The sequence below is a fragment of the Halomonas sp. R57-5 genome (assembly GCF_900070345.1).
Classification (GTDB): domain Bacteria; phylum Pseudomonadota; class Gammaproteobacteria; order Pseudomonadales; family Halomonadaceae; genus Vreelandella; species Vreelandella ventosae_B.
The window spans coordinates 1,135,815-1,153,398 of the sequence record NZ_LN813019.1 but is presented as its reverse complement, the minus strand read 5'-3'; the positions used below and the strand labels follow the sequence as shown (position 1 = coordinate 1,153,398).

Annotated in this window: 15 protein-coding genes; 12 read left to right on the top strand and 3 right to left on the bottom strand. The window is 58.1% G+C overall.

The window, feature by feature from the left end:
* Window positions 1-92 precede the first annotated feature (92 nt).
* Complete coding sequence (mltF, locus tag HALO_RS05170) at window positions 93-1,556, top strand: membrane-bound lytic murein transglycosylase MltF (protein WP_035585497.1); 1,464 nt, start codon at window positions 93-95, stop codon at window positions 1,554-1,556.
* Between the two features lie 12 nt (window positions 1,557-1,568).
* Entirely contained in the window at window positions 1,569-3,527 is a 1,959-nt protein-coding gene (locus HALO_RS05165) for a GGDEF domain-containing protein (protein WP_050713141.1), read from the top strand.
* A gap of 3 nt (window positions 3,528-3,530) precedes the next feature.
* Here the strand turns inward: HALO_RS05165 and tadA are convergent, their stop codons facing one another.
* Window positions 3,531-3,998: a tRNA adenosine(34) deaminase TadA gene (gene tadA / locus HALO_RS05160; RefSeq protein ID WP_035585499.1), complete on the bottom strand. Its 468-nt coding sequence runs from the start codon at window positions 3,996-3,998 to the stop codon at window positions 3,531-3,533.
* A 106-nt stretch (window positions 3,999-4,104) separates the two neighbouring features.
* On the opposite strand from tadA, the gene HALO_RS05155 reads away from it, so the two are divergent.
* Window positions 4,105-4,923, top strand: coding sequence for an acyl-CoA thioesterase (locus HALO_RS05155; protein ID WP_050713140.1), 819 nt, complete (start codon window positions 4,105-4,107; stop codon window positions 4,921-4,923).
* A 69-nt stretch (window positions 4,924-4,992) separates the two neighbouring features.
* Here the strand turns inward: HALO_RS05155 and HALO_RS05150 are convergent, their stop codons facing one another.
* Together HALO_RS05150 and rpmE are read right to left on the bottom strand one after the other, a co-directional pair.
* On the bottom strand, window positions 4,993-6,264 hold the full coding sequence (locus HALO_RS05150; RefSeq protein ID WP_035585503.1) for a malic enzyme-like NAD(P)-binding protein: 1,272 nt from the start codon (window positions 6,262-6,264) through the stop codon (window positions 4,993-4,995).
* A gap of 314 nt (window positions 6,265-6,578) precedes the next feature.
* A complete protein-coding gene (rpmE, locus tag HALO_RS05145) occupies window positions 6,579-6,794 on the bottom strand; it encodes a 50S ribosomal protein L31 (RefSeq protein ID WP_071694190.1) in 216 nt (71 codons plus the stop codon).
* A gap of 208 nt (window positions 6,795-7,002) precedes the next feature.
* On the opposite strand from rpmE, the gene HALO_RS05140 reads away from it, so the two are divergent.
* The 9 genes from HALO_RS05140 to ubiB all read left to right on the top strand — a co-directional run bounded on the left by HALO_RS05140 (window position 7,003) and on the right by ubiB (window position 17,543).
* Window positions 7,003-9,225, top strand: a complete 2,223-nt coding sequence (locus tag HALO_RS05140) for a primosomal protein N' (RefSeq protein WP_035585504.1) — start codon at window positions 7,003-7,005, stop codon at window positions 9,223-9,225.
* 135 nt (window positions 9,226-9,360) lie between these two features.
* Window positions 9,361-11,046 carry an arginine--tRNA ligase gene (gene argS / locus HALO_RS05135; RefSeq protein ID WP_035585506.1) on the top strand — a complete coding sequence of 562 codons (1,686 nt, stop codon included), beginning with the start codon at window positions 9,361-9,363 and terminating at the stop codon, window positions 11,044-11,046.
* Window positions 11,047-11,049: 3 nt separating this feature from the next.
* Window positions 11,050-11,787, top strand: a complete 738-nt coding sequence (locus tag HALO_RS05130; RefSeq protein ID WP_035585508.1) for an SPOR domain-containing protein — start codon at window positions 11,050-11,052, stop codon at window positions 11,785-11,787.
* A gap of 137 nt (window positions 11,788-11,924) precedes the next feature.
* The gene (hslV, locus tag HALO_RS05125) at window positions 11,925-12,458 is read left to right on the top strand and encodes an ATP-dependent protease subunit HslV (RefSeq protein WP_035585510.1); all 534 of its coding nucleotides are present in this window, start codon (window positions 11,925-11,927) and stop codon (window positions 12,456-12,458) included.
* 52 nt (window positions 12,459-12,510) lie between these two features.
* Window positions 12,511-13,833, top strand: coding sequence for an ATP-dependent protease ATPase subunit HslU (gene hslU, locus HALO_RS05120; protein WP_035585512.1), 1,323 nt, complete (start codon window positions 12,511-12,513; stop codon window positions 13,831-13,833).
* 114 nt (window positions 13,834-13,947) lie between these two features.
* Window positions 13,948-14,331 (top strand): gamma-butyrobetaine hydroxylase-like domain-containing protein, encoded by a 384-nt coding sequence (locus tag HALO_RS05115; RefSeq protein ID WP_035585514.1) that lies wholly within the window; start codon window positions 13,948-13,950, stop codon window positions 14,329-14,331.
* A gap of 149 nt (window positions 14,332-14,480) precedes the next feature.
* Window positions 14,481-15,236 (top strand): bifunctional demethylmenaquinone methyltransferase/2-methoxy-6-polyprenyl-1,4-benzoquinol methylase UbiE, encoded by a 756-nt coding sequence (gene ubiE / locus HALO_RS05110; RefSeq protein WP_050713139.1) that lies wholly within the window; start codon window positions 14,481-14,483, stop codon window positions 15,234-15,236.
* A gap of 31 nt (window positions 15,237-15,267) precedes the next feature.
* Entirely contained in the window at window positions 15,268-15,924 is a 657-nt protein-coding gene (locus HALO_RS05105; protein ID WP_035585518.1) for a ubiquinone biosynthesis accessory factor UbiJ, read from the top strand.
* A complete protein-coding gene (ubiB, locus tag HALO_RS05100; RefSeq protein WP_035585520.1) occupies window positions 15,921-17,543 on the top strand; it encodes a ubiquinone biosynthesis regulatory protein kinase UbiB in 1,623 nt (540 codons plus the stop codon). Before HALO_RS05105 ends, ubiB begins: the two co-directional genes overlap by 4 nt.
* The last annotated feature ends 41 nt before the right edge of the window (window positions 17,544-17,584 follow it).

The window sequence follows — 17,584 nt, the reverse complement described above, 5'->3', positions numbered from 1 at the left end:
TACTGGAAACCAGCCGCCACACGAAATCAACAAGGTGACAGCCTGCTCCTGGCTGGGTATCGTGGCAGCTTGTTTCATGCCGACAAGACGCCATGCTGACGTTGATTTGCCGACATTTTGTAGCCCGTGCCAGCGCTTATTATGCGCTGATCGCTATTACGCTTTTGACCCTGGTACCGACTCTCTCCCTGGTTCCTCCCGGCGAGCATCTGACGCAGATCAGCGCAAAAGATTTTATTACCGTGCATACCCGCAATACGCCCACGACCTATTACGAAGGCCGCCAGGGCCCTACCGGCTTTGAGTACGAGCTTATGCATCGCTTTGCCGACTACCTGGGGGTGAGCCTTAACCTTGACGCCAGCCATCACCCAGAAAGCGTGCTGCCCGCGGTACGTGAAAGCGGCGACCTGGGTGCCGCAGCACTTCCTCTGCTGCCCAATACGCCGGGGATTTACTACACCAGGCCGATTATTCAGATGCAGCCACTCGTCGTATACCGGCGTGGGTTGAATGGTATTAGTAAGCCGAGTGACCTCGTCGGGCTGGAGCTAGGCACCCTTAGCAAAGCGGGCACCAGCGAAGCACTGCACGATCTGCAGATTCTCCACCCCACCCTGAGTTGGAAAGAGTCCCACGAACTGGAAGTCGCCGAACTGCTGGCACGGGTTGAGAACGGCACGCTGGACGCGGCCGTCATTTTTGAACATCAGTTTCGTTTAAACCGGCTGTTTTTCCCCAACGTTGAGCGCGGCTTTACCCTCGGCGACCCGCTCTCCATGGCGTGGGCGGTGCCCAGTGGCCGCGGTTTGGGGTTACTAGAAGCCGCTAATCGTTTTCTGCAAGACCTGCAGGAGAGCGGCACTTTGAACCGTCTGGTTAGCCGCTACTTTGGTCATGACGACTATCTAGAGTATGTCGGCACCCGCACCTTTCTTGATCACCTGGATGCACGCCTGCCCCGCTATACGGAGCTATTCCAACAGTCTGCTCGTGAAACGGGGTTTGATTGGAAGCTACTCGCTGCCGTGGGCTACCAGGAGTCTCACTGGGACCCGGACGCTGTCTCGCCGACAGGGGTACGCGGCTTGATGATGCTAACCAATGACACTGCGGGCGAAATGGGCATTAGTGACCGCACTGATTCAGCCCAGAGCATTGACGGCGGTGCCCGCTATTTGCGCAGTATTAAAGACCGCTTACCGGAAAGCATCACCGGAGATGACCGGCTGTTTATGGCCATGGCGGCCTATAACGTGGGCCTAGGGCATTTATACGACGCTCGCAAGATCGCCGAAGTGCGCGGCGGCGATCCCGACAGTTGGGCCGATGTGCGCGCCGCGTTGCCGCTATTACAGCAGCGTGAATGGCATAGCCAAACACGCTATGGCTACGCCCGGGGCGGCGAACCGGTGATATATGTACGCAACATCCGCCGCTACTACGAAATGATTGAGTATGTTGAGCGCAGCCGCCAGCAGTTTTTCCAACTAGAGCAAACGCCTGTCAACGATGATCCACTGCTATTGTTCGAGCTTGTGCCGCCGCTTAATTAACGTGAGGATGCAATGCCCTTTCTCATTGCCCGTGCTGCACATTGGCTACCGATTATTGCTGCCTGCTGTGCCGTTACACTTGTCGCTCTTCATCCTAACATTAGCTCTACCGCACTGGTGCTGGTGGCGCTAGCCCAACTGAGTACGCTGAAAAGTTTTCGTTGGCTCACTTGCCTGCTGTGCATTAGCGCTATTGGACTCCTGTTGCCAGGGCTTATTAGCTATCTGACACCCGAAAGCTGGGCATCCACCGCGGATTGGCAAACGCTGACCCGCTGGGCGCAGCCCATAGCGCTTGAAAGTTTCCGCGCGCCGCTGTTAATGACACTGGCCCTTCAGTTGAGCGCGCTAGCGATACTGCTTCGCCAACGTGCCCGTTTAGGGGCACCGCTACTGCTGCTCGCGGCCCTACTGCTGACGGGTTTACAGCTAATCCCAAGCAGCCAACCCTTTACGCCGCTGCTGCGCTATACGGCCGACTGGCCTGGCCTGCTAACGTTGGGACTATTACTGCTGGGCCAATACCTGCTGTCAGTGCGCTACTGGCGCGGCAAACGCTATTTGATTAACGCGCTTTGGCCAGCCTGCGGGCTGCTCATCGCGGTCTTGATGCTTTGGGAAAAGCTCCACCATGAAGCCGAACAGAGGCTCTATCAGCAGGTTGAAGCACGCGCCCAGCAAGCAACCCATCAGCTCTCCTTAGAGATCAACACCCACTTAAATGCCATGCGTGGTTTCGCGCGTATTTGGCAGCTACAGAGGTCGCTGCCAACCTACCAGCAGTGGACAGATCAAGCGGCGGGCTACCGGCAGGACTTTACCTATTTAATCAATATTGCCTTCGTCACACCTGATAGCGTTATACGCCACGTTTACCCCTTTACCACAAGCAACTTAAGCGCCCTGGGAAGGCGCCTTTTCGACGTTCAACCGGCAGGACGCGAAGCGCTAGAGCCAGCGCTGAGGGGGCAACAAGAGGGCAGTACGGATATTATTGAGCTGCTGCAAGGCGGCACAGGCGTCATCCACTACTTCCCAGTGCTGAATGCCGATGGCGTCCCTTTAGGCGCAGCAGCAATGGCGGTGAGCTTCCCTCTCTTTGCTGAAGCGCTGTTTGCCCAACTACCTGCCGAACAAGGGGTTACCCGCTGGCACAACGGCACTCAGCTGCTGGCTCAACACGGCGACGCTACCCACCCAGGCCCTTGGCTGTTCGACTCTCAGGTAAATTTATTAGATAAAGCGCTCACGCTCTCCTATCAGCCACGCTGGGAGTACCTGGCCAGCCAGCTCTCGCGGCTACCAACCATCAGCTTGGTCACCGGATTACTCCTGACGTATTTACTCTATCTCGTGCTGTATACTTTTCAGCGTCTGGGGCATCAGCACACCGCGATGCAAAACAGCAACGCCGMCCTGCAGCAGGAGATACGCAAGCGCAGCAAGTTACAGCAGGAAGTTGAGTGGCTAGCGCGCCACGATGAATTAACCGGGATTGCTAACCGTCGCCACTTTTTAGAACAGGCCGACACCTTGCAGTCGGTACGCCCGACCAGCCTGGTGCTGTTCGATATCGACTATTTCAAACGAATTAATGACCAATTGGGGCATTTAGTCGGCGATGAGCATTTACACTTTTTTGCGCAACTGGGTAAATCGCACATCGAACACCATGGCGGCGTTTTTGCCCGTTACGGCGGTGAAGAGTTCGTCGCCTKGCTGCCTGGCCACCCCCTGCCCTCAGCGTTTAAGGTAGCGGATGAACTGCGTCAAAAATTGGCCACCTCAAGCCTCACCCATGCCGACGGCAAACCACTCACGTTAAGCGCCGGGGTTGTTACCTTTAGTTGCCCTGCAGACGTCGATCTAGCGCGCATGATGCAAACCGCCGACGAAGCGCTCTACCACGCCAAGCACAACGGGCGTAACCGGGTCGAGTGCGGCGAAATCAATACAACGGAAGATGCCTAGCGTCTACTGATCAGCCGACGCTCGCCGAGCGGCAAAAAAACGCTTTAACAGCTTTTGCGAAGCCGAGGCCAAAACGCCACCAGACACCTCTATCTGGTGGTTAAACCACGGCTGCGCCAATAGGTTAGCCTTTGATTCAACCATGCCAGCGCGGGGTTCGGCGGCGCCATACACTAACCGCGCCAGGCGCGCGTGTATCATCGCACCTGCGCACATCATGCACGGCTCTAGGGTGACAAACAGCGTACAGCCCTCCAGCCGATAATTACGCTGGTGCATGCCCGCCTCGCGCAGGGCGCGAACCTCCGCATGCCCGCTGGGATCGCAGCTGGCCACCGGCGCGTTGCAGCCAACGCCAATAATCTCCCCCTGCGCATCGACAACCACCGCCCCCACGGGCACTTCGCCTGCGGCAGCGGCCAAGTGGGCTTGGTCAAGTGCCCGGTGCATGTAAAATTCATCGCTGCGCATAAACGTAAACTCCGCTAAGGTAGCTAAACGATCGTATGAAAGGGTTACCCACCGCTCGCGCTTTCACCGACAGCATTCGATAGAGACAGCCGCAAGGATACCGAGAATGACAGACGCGCTAAACAAACTGGTAGCGTTACTGGAGCTAGAAACGCTGGAAGAAACGCTATTTCGTGGCCAGAGCCAGGATCTGGGCTTTCCTCAGCTCTACGGCGGTCAAGTACTCGGCCAAGCGCTGGCAGCCGCCGCGCGCACAGTGCCCGACGAGCGCAGACCGCACTCTCAACACGGCTATTTTCTGCGCCCCGGCGACCCCCACCGGCCCGTTGTTTATCAGGTGGATACTATTCGCGACGGTGGCAGCTTTACCACTCGCCGCGTCACTGCCATTCAAAAAGGCCGGCCTATCTTTTTCTGCAGCGCTTCGTTCCAAAGCGAAGAGGCGAGCTTTAGCCATCAGCGCGCTATGCCGGATGTGCCAACCCCCGAAGCGTTAATCGAGAGCGGCGAAGCCAAGCACGACCGTTTTCCCGGTCACCCGATTGAGTTTGTCCATCTACCCGGCAACCCCGACCACGGTACGCCAGCGGGCCAATGCCTATGGTTTCGTCTTTCCGGCACACTCCCGGACGAACCAGCGTTGCATCGTCACCTGCTCTCTTATGCCTCAGMCTTCAACCTGCTGACCACCAGCCTGATTCCCCACAGTATTGAGTACCGCGACCCCAAATTGCGCATCGCCAGCCTTGATCATGCCCTTTGGCTGCACCAGGACAGCCGCTTGGATGACTGGCTGCTGTACGTTATCGACTCACCTTGGGCAGGCGGCGCTCGTGGGCTGGCGCGGGGGCATATCTACAGCCGCGACGGCCGCCTGGTGGCCTCTACCGCTCAGGAGGGACTAACGCGCTATGCAAAAGACTAACGGGACAGCCCCTCAAAACACTTACGCCCGCTAAGAAGCGGGCGTAAGGATACGCTTGGGCGCAGCGGTTCAGCCGCCGTAAACGTCATTAATTGACTGCAGCGGGTAGTGCGCTGGGAATGGCTTACGCGCTACGCCAGAATCAACCGCGGCTTGAGCAACCGCCGAGGTAACCCGCGCCAGCAGGCGAATATCGACAGGCGTGGGGATAATGTACTCGCGGCCAAAGCTCATTTCTGTGCGCTCGTAGGCGTTGAGCACTTCCTGGGGCACCGGCTCACGGGCCAGATCTTTCAGCGCATGCACCGCAGCCAGCTTCATCTCTTCATTGATGCGCGTGGCGCGAACATCCAAAGCACCGCGGAAGATAAACGGGAAGCCCAGCACGTTATTGACCTGGTTCGGGAAGTCCGAACGGCCGGTCGCCATGATCACATCCGGACGAGCTTCGCGGGCCACGTCAGGGTGAATTTCAGGATCAGGATTGGTACAGGCAAAAATCACCGGATCGGGCGCCATTTTCTTGACCTGCTCAGCAGACAACAGCCCCGGGCCTGACAAACCGATAAACACATCGGCGCTGTCGATAGCATCATCTAAGGTGCGCATCTCGGTATCGCGGGCGAACTCGGCCTTATATTCGTTAATGCCTTCACGTTCGGTATGAATAACGCCACGCCGATCCAGCATTACCAGGTTATCTTTACTAGCACCACAAGAGACCAGCAGCCGCATACAGGCAATCGCCGCCGCACCAGCGCCCATGCAAACAATTTTAACGTCTTCGATTTTTTTGCCAGCAATATCCAAAGCGTTCAGCATGCCAGCCGCCGTGACAATCGCAGTGCCGTGCTGGTCATCGTGAAATACCGGGATACTGCAGCGCTCAATCAGCGCTTTCTCGATTTCAAAACACTCTGGCGCTTTGATATCTTCAAGATTGATGCCGCCCCAGGTATCGGCAATCCGCGCCACGGTATCGATAAACGCCTGTGGGCTTTCCGCATCCACTTCGATATCCACCGAGTTGATACCGGCAAAGCACTTAAACAGCACGCCTTTACCTTCCATGACTGGCTTACTCGCCAGTGGACCCAAATTGCCTAAGCCAAGAATAGCGCTGCCATCGGTAATGACGGCGACCAGATTCCCCTTGCCGGTATAACGGTAAGCATTTTCCGCATCCCTGGCGATTTCAAGTACTGGCTCAGCCACGCCTGGGCTATACGCCAGCGCCAAATCCCGTGCCGTCGCGGTGGGTTTGGTCAACTCCACCGAAAGCTTACCGGGTATCGGTTTCGCGTGATAATCCAAAGCAGCCTGCTTATTTGCATCCGTCATGGTCAGAGTCCAGTTAACATAAAGTAGATAAGTCATTTCAGAATATAGAAAAAACCAGAACGCCTCAAGCGCGCCGTCAACTTACAACAAAACGCTCGTTTAACTGAATTTTCCCTTCATATTCGCCACATTTCGTAGTTATTTGCTGAAACTTATGTAAATAGGTCTTATCTATAACGCTTTACTTATTGCTGTAGCGCAGCATTTATGAAAAATTATTCCACAAAACAAAAACCCACGCCGAGGCGTGGGTTTTGCGCGAGCTTAGCCTGATATGCACAGGCATGCTGGCGATATGGCTTATCCGACTGGGATTAGCCGCGCTTAACAGCAGCGCCGAAACGCTTGTTGAAGCGCTCTACGCGGCCACCAGTGGTCGCTTGCTTCTGCTTACCAGTGTAGAACGGGTGGCAGTTAGAGCACACATCCAAAGAGAAGTCCTGACCAGAGGTCGAACCTACTTGGAAAGTGGCGCCGCAAGAACAGTTGGCGGTGACCGTGTTGTAATTCGGGTGAATACCTTGTCTCATCTCGAGCCTCACGAAGCTATATGCCGCCACCTGATCTCGTGCCAGGTACCGCATACGGGTTTGGAAAAAACGACTAACCGGTTAGCCACTCTGTCTTTAAGACATGCCGTTAAGATATGCCTTAAGATTAAGAGCGGTCGCATATTCTAGCAAAACTAACGCCGGAGGCCAATTGCCTGATTCTGTTTCTTCGCGGAGAGCTTCTCAAATGCCCACTCAAGCACCCGCTCAAGTGCTTAAAGTAGCGCTGCCCTCGCCGCTGCGCCGCCTGTTCGACTACCTGCCAGCCAGGGAAATGCCGCCCTGCGGCTGGCAGCCGGGGCTAAGGGTGCGGGTGCCCTTTGGGCGACGCGAAGTCATCGGCGTGGTTGTCGAATTGGCCGACCACAGCGACCTGCCAAGCAGCCAGCTACGTGGCATCAGCGAAGCGCTGGATGACACCCCGCTGCCGGAAGATTGGCTGTGGCTATGCCGCTTTGCCGCCCGTTACTACCAGCACAGCCTGGGCGATACCCTGCACCACGCTATGCCCGCGCGGCTACGCCAGGGCCACCCGATGGCCGGTCGCACCCAAACCCTTTGGCTTGCCCAGGGCGAAGATGCCGCAGAAACACTCAGCCGAGCACCTAAACAAGCGGCGCTGCATGCGCTGCTGCGCCAGCACCCCCACGGGCTACCCGGACGCGCGGTTAGCGCCCACGGCTTTGCTCGCGACCAGCTATTAGCGCTAGAGAAGAAAGGTTTAGCGACCAGCCAGGAACACATCCTGATGGCCCCAACGCCGCCCAGCGGCAACTTACTGGCAACACCGGCCCTGCCGCTTAACCGTGAACAGGCGACGGCGCTGGCAGCGCTGCATGAAAAGATCGATGGCTATCACCCTTGTTTGCTCGAAGGGGTCACCGGCAGCGGCAAAACTGAAGTCTACCTGCAGCTTATTGAAGCCGTCGCCGCCAAGGGCAAGCAGTCGCTGGTACTGGTACCGGAAATTGGCTTAACTCCACAGACACTCGCCCGCTTTAGAAGCCGCTTTCGGGTACCCGTGGTAGCGCTGCACTCAGGCCTCACCGACCCCGAACGGCTAGACGTGTGGGAAGCCGCCGCCAGCGGTCGGGCGCTGATCATCATCGGCACCCGCTCGGCGATTTTTACCCCGCTGGCCAACCCCGGCGCAATTATTGTCGATGAAGAGCACGACGGCTCCTACAAACAGCACGACGGTTTGCGCTACCACGCCCGCGATCTTGCGGTGGCACGCGCCCACTACCATAAAATTCCGCTGCTAATGGGCAGCGCCACCCCTTCGCTGGAGAGCCTGCATCAGGCACTTGCCGGTGCCTACCGCCATCTGCGCCTTACCCAGCGCCCCAGCCAACACCCACCGGCCAAGCTGGAATTAATCGATCTACGTCACCAGCGCCGCCAGGGTGGCCTGTTACCCGGCGCCATCAAAGCGATTAAAAGCACCTTGAGCGCTGGCAAGCAGGTGCTGATTTTTATCAACCGACGCGGCTTTGCCCCGACCCTTGCCTGCCACGCCTGCGGCTGGATGGCTGATTGTAACCAGTGCGACGCGCGCATGACGCTGCACCGCCAGCCACCGCTGCTGGCCTGTCACCACTGCGATAGCCGCCGCGCCCTACCGGATGCCTGCCCCGAATGCGGCAGCGGCGACCTACGCGCCCTGGGTAGCGGAACGGAGCGCACCGAAGAGACCCTGCAAACGCTGTTTCCGAAGACCACCATCCACCGCATTGACCGCGATAGCACCCGACGCAAGGATAGCTTTGAGCAAGTATTAAAAGAGATTCAACGCGGCGAGCCCTGCGTGTTGGTCGGCACTCAAATGCTCGCCAAAGGCCACCACCTACCCCATGTCACGCTGGTCGTGGTGGTCAATGCCGATGGCGGCCTCTACGCCGCTGATTTCCGTGCTCTCGAACATAGTGCCCAGTTGCTTGAGCAAGTGGCGGGCCGGGCCGGTCGCGCCGCCCACCCTGGCCGCGTGCTGGTGCAAACCCTGCACCACGACGATCCTCATCTGGGCCAATTGGCCGAGCATGGCTATGGGGCGCTAGCGCGCAATATGCTCGAAGAACGACGTATCGCCCAGCTGCCCCCGTTCTGCTTTATGGCGCTGCTACGCATCGAAAGCCCCAAAGAGGAGGCCGCTTTAGCCATGGCGCAACAAGCCGCCCAGGCCCTGCGCCAGTGGCTTAAAGAATCCCGCGTGGCCACCCGCTGCCTAGGGCCAGTGCCTGCCCCGATGGAAAGACGCCAGAACCGCTACCATTTACACGTTATGCTAGCAGCCGATAAACGCAGCCAATTGCACCCCGCCGTTAGCTGGCTGGTGCAGTGGCTTGAAGCCAATCGCGAAGCACGCAAGGTACGCTGGTCGATTGATATCGACCCACAAACCCTCGCGTAGCGCTTATCTCTTGGCACTTGTTTAGCAACACGCCTTTGAAACTGCGGCTCAATTGCCGATAATAGCCGCCTTACCGACGCACCTTTTACAGCTGCGCGTTAGCACACGCCGCCACCGACGACACCGGATACCTCAATGAAAGATACGATAGTTTCACTGCTCGAAGGCGCAGTTACCGCGCTCAAGCACCAAGGCGTGCTGCCCAACGACCTTCAGCCCAGCATCAAAGTCGACCCTACCAAAGATAAAGCCCACGGCGATTACGCCACTAATCTGGCGCTAATGCTGGCCAAACCGGCCGGCAAAAACCCGCGTGAATTAGCCAACGCGCTGGTTGAAGCGCTTCCCGAAAGCGATGCTATCCAAAAAACCGAGATTGCGGGCCCCGGCTTTATCAACTTTTTCGCCGCCGCCGACGCCGCCGCGCAAATTGTTGCCCAAGTACTCGACTGTGGCGACACCTTTGGCCGCAGCATGGTCGGCAAAGGCGAGAAGGTTCAGGTCGAGTTCGTTTCCGCTAACCCCACCGGCCCGCTTCACGTGGGGCACGGTCGAGGCGCGGCCATTGGCGACTGCCTATGCCGCCTGCTCGAAGCCACCGGTTTTGATGTCACCCGCGAGTTCTACTACAACGACGCTGGCGCCCAGATCGCCAACTTGGCCCGCTCAGTACAAGCGCGGGTCAAAGGCCTGGGCCCTGACGATGAAAGCTGGCCCGAAGACGGCTATCGCGGCGAGTATATCGTCGATGTAGCCAACGATTACCTGGCAGGCAAAACAGTCAGTGCCGATGACCGCGAAGTCACCGCCAAAACCGACCCTGACGATTTAGAGGCGATTCAAGAGTTCGCCGTAGCGTGGCTGCGCCGCGAGCAGGATCTGGACCTCAAAGCCTTTGGCGTCGAGTTTGACGTCTATTTCCTGGAGTCATCGCTCTACGAAGATGGCAAGGTGGACGCCACCGTTGAAAAGCTGGTGAACGCGGGCCACACCTATGAAGACGATGGCGCCATGTGGCTACGCACCACCGACTTCGGTGATGATAAAGACCGTGTGATGCGCAAACGCGAGGGTGGCTACACCTACTTCCTGCCCGATGTAGCCTACCACCTGGACAAGTGGCAGCGCGGTTTCAAAACCGTGATTAACGAGCAGGGCGCCGACCACCACTCCACCGTTACCCGTGTACGCGCCGGTTTGCAGGCGCTGGAAGTGGGCATTCCCAAAGGCTGGCCCGACTATGTGCTCCACCAGATGGTCATGGTCACCCGCTCCGGCGTTGAGGTAAAACTCTCCAAGCGCGCCGGTAGCTACGTCACCGTGCGCGACTTGATCGACGAAGTAGGCCGCGATGCCACGCGCTTCTTCCTCGCCGCTCGCCGCGCAGACTCACAGCTCACCTTTGATATCGACCTGGCCCGCTCGCAGTCCAACGACAACCCGGTTTACTACATCCAGTACGCCCATGCCCGGGTATGCAGCATGCTGCGCAAAGCCCAGGATGCCGACCAGCCATTTGATCACGCCTTGGCACTGGCCAACCTGGCGCTACTTGATAGCGACCAGGAGAAAGCCGTCCTAAACCGTTTAGCGCGTTTCCCTGAAGTCGTTGAAACGGCTGCCAAAAATCGTGAACCCCAGCAGGTTGCCCAGTATCTGCTCGATCTTTCCGGCGATTTCCACACCTGCTACAACGCCGTCAAAGTAATGGTCGAGGACGACACCCTACGCAATACCCGCCTGGCGCTGGGCCTTGCCACCCGTCAAGTGCTGCGCAACGGGCTTGATTTAATGGGGGTTAGCGCCCCAGAGGAGATGTAAGCAATGGCTAGCCCGCGTAAAAAGCCCGCCGCCCGCCGCGGCGCCACCTCGCAGCGCAAGTCCTCCCGCAGCTCAGGCGGGGGCTTTCGCCTACCCGGTTGGCTGTGGGGCCTTGCCGGTATGGCAGCTGGCTTCTTTTTGGCGCAGCACCAGCACGGCACCGCCCCCTGGCAAGAGCAGCCGAGTGAAACGCCCCAGGCCACGGTGATGCCCAAGCCCTCAGGTAGCGAAGAGCGCGCTGCCGCTCGGGAAACCGAGGAGGCCGCCGAACCGTCAATGCCGACGTTTGAGTTTTACACCCTGCTGCCAGAAACCGAGGTCATTGCGCCAGGCGTTTCGCTGCCTTCCAGCGTTGTGCGCCCGGAAGCTCCCGAACAGGCAGCCGATAGCGCCGCGGCTTCTGGCGCCGCGGGCGACGACCCCATCGCCCAGGTGATTGCCGCCAACACCCGGCCTGAAGATCAGGTCTCGGCAGCCCAGGAGAATGAAGCGGCCACCAACACCCCAGGGCGCTATATGCTTCAGGCCGCCTCATTTCGTGAGGCCAGCGACGCCGAACAGCTGCGTGGCCGACTGCGCAATTTAAGCCTGCTGGCGGAAATCAGCGAAGTACAGGCGGACGGCAATACCTGGCACCGTGTCCAAGTGGGGCCTTACGAAGACACCCGGGAGCTGAACCGTGCCCAGGATTTAATGAATACCCAAGGAATCGAGCCACTGCTTATCCAACTGCAAAACTAATAATCCCCTCCTGAATACCTGCGGGCGGTTGATTTTTTATCAGCCGCCCGCATTTTGTTGTGAATCGCTTTTTTTACGGCCGCCTGCAGCGGCCGATCAGTCATCGGGAGCGCGCCTCCCCCCAAGGAGTTATCTCCATGACCACCATTGTCTCTGTCCGTCGTGGTAATCAGGTCGCCCTCGCTGGCGACGGCCAAGTATCGCTGGGCAATACCGTAATGAAGGGTAACGCCAGCAAAGTACGCCGCCTCTACCGCGGCAAGGTACTGGCCGGGTTTGCGGGTGGCACGGCGGATGCGTTCACCCTGTTTGAGCGCTTTGAAGCGCAGCTGGAAAAGTACCAGGGCCATTTGACCAAGGCCGCTGTTGAGCTTGCCAAAGATTGGCGCACCGACCGGGCGCTGCGCCGTTTGGAAGCGTTGCTGGCCGTCGCCGACCATAGCGCTTCGCTGATCATTACCGGCAACGGTGACGTCGTCGAACCCGAGCGCGGCATTATTGCCATTGGCTCTGGGGGCAACTTCGCCCAGGCCAGCGCCCGAGCGCTACTGGAAAACACCGAGCTGTCGGCGCGTGAAATTACCGAGAAGTCGCTTTCGATCGCTGGTGATATCTGTGTATTCACCAACCACCACGTGACCCTCGAAGAGCTGTCGATTGACGGTCGCTAATTAGTCCACGCGACCACCCAACGCTGCTTAATGCACATTTAAGGTTACCGATATGACTCAGATGACACCCCGCGAAATTGTTCACGCTCTAGACCAGTACATTATTGGCCAGCAGGATGCCAAACGCGCCGTTGCGATCGCCCTGCGTAACCGCTGGCGCCGTATGCAGCTTGATGACGACCTGCGACCTGAAGTCACGCCCAAAAACATTTTGATGATTGGCCCCACCGGTGTGGGTAAAACCGAGATTGCCCGCCGTTTGGCCAAGCTGGCCAAAGCGCCGTTTATTAAAGTTGAAGCGACCAAGTTTACCGAAGTTGGCTACGTAGGCCGGGACGTTGAGTCGATTATTCGCGACTTAATGGAAGCCGCGATCAAGATGGTGCGCGAACAGGCCAAGGAAGAAGTCAGCCACCGCGCTGCCGATGCTGCAGAAGACCGCGTACTCGATGCCCTTCTGCCGCCGCCGCGGGGTCAGGAAGATAAGCCCCGTGAAGACAGCGGCACCCGCCAGACCTTCCGCAAGAAGCTGCGCGAAGGGCAGTTGGACGATAAAGAGATCGATATCGAAATCGCCTCCCAGGGCCAGGGCATCGACATCATGACCCCGCCGGGCATGGAAGAGATGACCAGCCAGCTGCAGAGCATGTTCTCTAACATGGGCCAGCAGAAGCGCGAAAACCGCCGCGTCACGGTAAAAGAGGCGCTGGTACTGCTGCGTGATGAAGAAGCGGGCAAGCTGGTCAACGAGGAAGAGATCAAGGCCCGTGCAGTCTATTCGGTGGAACAACACGGTATCGTGTTCCTGGATGAGATCGATAAAGTCGCCAAGGGCAGCGGCCAATCCAGCGGTGGCGAAGTCTCCCGCGAGGGTGTTCAGCGCGACCTGCTGCCACTGATTGAGGGCTCGACCGTCTCAACCAAGTACGGCATGGTTAAGACCGATCATATTCTGTTTATCGCCTCGGGTGCCTTCCACCTGTCGCGCCCGTCGGATCTGATACCCGAGCTGCAGGGCCGCCTGCCGATCCGCGTTGAGCTTGACGCGCTAACGCCTAACGACTTTAAGCGCATTCTCACCGAGCCCTCCGCTTCGCTGACCAAGCAGTACCAGGCGCTGCTGGCCACCGAAGGGCTCGACGTTGAGTTTACCCCCGACGGTATTGAGCGTATTGCGCAGATCTCCTGGCAGGTCAATGAAGGCACGGAAAATATCGGCGCCCGCCGCCTGCATACGGTGATGGAGCGGCTGTTGGAAGAAGCCTCGTTCCGAGGCGGCGATATGGAGAGCCCGCTGGTAATTGACGGCGACTATGTCAATGCGCAGCTTGGCGAACTGGCGGTCGACGAAGACCTGTCGCGGTATATTCTATAAGCTGCGCGCCTGCCGTTATTATCAGCACTAGTACAGTCAGCAACAGCAAGCCCGCTTTTCGCGGGCTTGCTGCTATGTTCATAAGCCATGGACACTTAGCGATGAGGTCTGATCATGAATGCCCCTACCCCTACTCGGGTTCACTACCATAAGCAGAACCGAGAACTGGAGCTTGGCTACGCCAGTGGGGAGAGTTTTTACCTCCCGGTCGAGTTTTTACGCGTCTATTCGCCTTCCGCCGAAGTACGCGGTCACGGCGGCGATACGGCGGTACTGCAAGTGGGTAAAAAAGATGTCGGCCTACAGAATATTACCCAGGCGGGCAACTACGCATTGAAGCTGCACTTTGACGATGGTCATGATAGCGGTCTGTTTAGCTGGAACTACCTGTATGACCTCGCTACCCATCAAGAGGCCTACTGGAACAACTACTTGCAGCGCTTAAAAGAGGCCGGCGCCTCGCGAGAGCCCGCCAGTATTCAATTCAAGCAACTGTGACTACCTGACTCAGGCCTATACAAGAAGCCAGGCAGACAAGCCAGGGTGGACAAGGCTACAATGGCATTAACTTTTAATCGCGTCGGCCTTAAGGTCAAAAGGACTTACGGTCGAATTGCCACCGCCTCGAATTCGGGAGCTACTGCCCAATGAGCCCCACAGAAAAACGCACCACTGACTTTGGTTTTCAGGAAGTTCCTGTTGATGAAAAAGCCTCGCGAGTGGCTGATGTTTTCCACTCCGTGGCTGCCCGCTACGATGTCATGAACGACCTGATGTCCATGGGCATCCACCGGATATGGAAGCGTGTTACCATTGAGCGAGCAGGCGTGCGCCCCGGTCACCACGTGCTGGATATCGCTGGCGGCACGGGCGATTTGACGCTTAAGTTTTCCCGCTTGGTTGGCCCCCGGGGCAAAGTGGTACTTGCCGACATCAACGCCTCAATGCTCAAAGTTGGCCGCGACAAGCTGATGGATAACGGCGTGGGCGGCAACGTCGAGTATGTTCAAGCCAATGCCGAAAGCCTGCCGTTCCCCGACAACAGCTTTGACTGCATCACCATTGCCTTTGGCCTGCGTAACGTCACCGATAAAGACGCTGCGCTGCGCTCCATGGCCCGGGTGCTTAAGCCGGGTGGTCGCCTGTTGGTACTTGAGTTTTCCAAGCCCAACAATCCGCTGCTCTCCAAAGCTTACGATGAGTACTCTTTCCGCCTGCTGCCCAAAATGGGCGAGCTGGTAGCTGGGGACGGCGACAGCTACCGCTACTTGGCGGAGTCGATTCGTATGCACCCGGATCAGGAAACGCTCAAAGCCATGATGGAAGAGGCAGGGCTTGAGCGGGTTGAGTACACCAACCTGACCGGCGGTATCGTTGCACTGCACCGCGGCATTAAGCTATGAGGTTTCAGACGCTATCCACCAAGAGGTCAGCATGCTGGTAACCCCGACCCTGCTGCTGGCCGGTTGTGAACGCACGCTCAACGCCCTCCTCGCCCGTGACCCTGCGGCCCCTGCACGGCTAGCGGCATTGGCGGGCAGCCGTCTACTGGTGCGCCTCGAACAGCCTCACTTAGCGCTGGTCATTCACTACCATTACGCCGGGCTCGACCTGATGCGCGGCGATGACGTTGATGAAACCGACGTAGACGCAGTGGTCGAGCTCACCCCGGAAACGTTCTCCGAGTGGATCAGCGGCGCTTCGATTGAACGCCTTATGTTTGACGGCAAGCTGGCGGTGCGCGGGCGTATCCATCTGCTTGAAGCCACTCGCGACCTGCTCTTCGACCTGGACATCGACTGGGAGAGCGAGCTGGCCCACTGGCTGGGCGATATGCCCGCCCACTCGCTGGCCGAAGGCCTGCGCCGCGCTGCCCGATGGGGGCTGCGCGCCAAAGACGAGCTGATGCAGGATGTGTCTGAATATGTCTTTGAAGAGGCACGCCTGCTGCCCGGGCCGCAGCAACGTAGCCTGCTCCGCGACCACCTGACTGAGTTAGAGGTGGCGACCGATCGCCTGGAAGCGCGCCTAAACCGCTTACAGCGACGACTAGAAAAGCTTCAGCCTGCGCCACAGGAGACGCGCCCATGAGCCTGCGCCTGCTACGGATAAGCTGGGTGATCAGCCGCCACCGACTGGACACGCTGCTGCCGTTAGAGCGGCTGCCCTGGTGGCTCCGGGCACTGCTGTGGTTTTCTCCGCTACGCTTGATCCCCGTTGGCAAGCGCTCCCGGGGCGAACGTCTGCGCCTGTCCCTGGAAGCACTGGGGCCGATTTTTATTAAATTCGGCCAAATGCTCTCGACTCGTCGCGACCTGCTGCCGGCCGATATCGCCGATGAGCTGAAACGACTGCAGGATCAGGTGCCGCCATTCCCTGGAGAACAAGCTGCCGCCCGCGTTGAGAAAGCCCTGGAAATGTCGCTGGAAGAGGCCTTTGCGGAGTTTGACCGAGTGCCATTAGCCTCGGCGTCGATTGCCCAGGTGCACGCGGCAAGGCTGCACGGCGGTGAAGACGTGGTGGTGAAAATTATTCGCCCCGGCATTGATCGCGTGATGCGTCAGGATATGGCGCTGATGTATCAAGTCGCCAAATTATGCTCCAAAATCCCCGAGGCGCGTCGCCTGCGCCCGGTGGAAGTTATTCGCGACTACGAAGCTACATTATTTGACGAGCTGGATCTTTATAAAGAAGCCGCCAACACCTCGCAGCTCAAACGTAACTTCAAAGACTCACCGCTGCTGTTTGTCCCCACCATCTACTGGCCCTTCACTCGCCGTCACGTGATGGTGCAAGAGCGCATTCGCGGTATTCCAGTCGCCGATTTAGATACCCTGATTGCCCGGGGCACCAACCTGAAAAAGCTCGCCGAGCGCGGCGTCGAGCTGTTCTTTACCCAGGTATTCCGTGACAACTTCTTCCACGCGGATATGCACCCAGGCAATATCTTCGTAAACTGTGACAACCCCGAAGACCCCCAGTATATTGCCATCGACTGCGGCATCGTCGGCAGCCTGACCCGGGAAGACCAGGACTACTTGGCGCGCAACCTACTGGCGTTTTTCCACCAGGACTATTACGAAGTCGCTGCGCTGCACATTGAGTCAGGCTGGGTGGGTGAAAATACCCGCGCCAATGAATTCGCAGCGGCGATTCGCACCGTTTGTGAACCGATTTTAGAGAAGCCGTTGAAAGATATCTCCTTCGGCCAGGTGCTATTGGGGCTGTTTCAAACCGCACGACGCTTTAATATGGAAGTGCAGCCGCAGCTAGTCTTGTTGCAGAAAACGCTGCTCAATATTGAAGGCCTGGGGCGCCAACTCTATCCGGATTTAGACCTGTGGAGCACCGCCAAGCCCTACTTAGAGCAGTGGATGAAAGAGCGTGCAGGGGTCAGCGGTTTATGGGAGTCGCTAAAGCGTCAGGCGCCGGAGCTTTCCCACCAGTTGCCCGAACTCCCCGTTTTGGCTCACCAGGCGCTCAGCCGGATGGAGCACGAACATCGCCAGCGCCACCAGCAGGTCGATTCGATCAACGCCATGCGCGTGCAGATGGCGCGCCAGGGCAAGCGCCTTTATCGCCTAAGGCTTGGTTTGATTCTACTGGCGGTGGCCCTGGCCTGGCAGCCATTAAGCGGTTGGATTGCGCTCCAGGAGTGGCCGATACTGGCAGCTGCCGCCATCGGGCTACTGCTGTTGGTGTGGCAATAAGCCATCGCTGAACACCCAACTAAACAACAATCTTAACAACG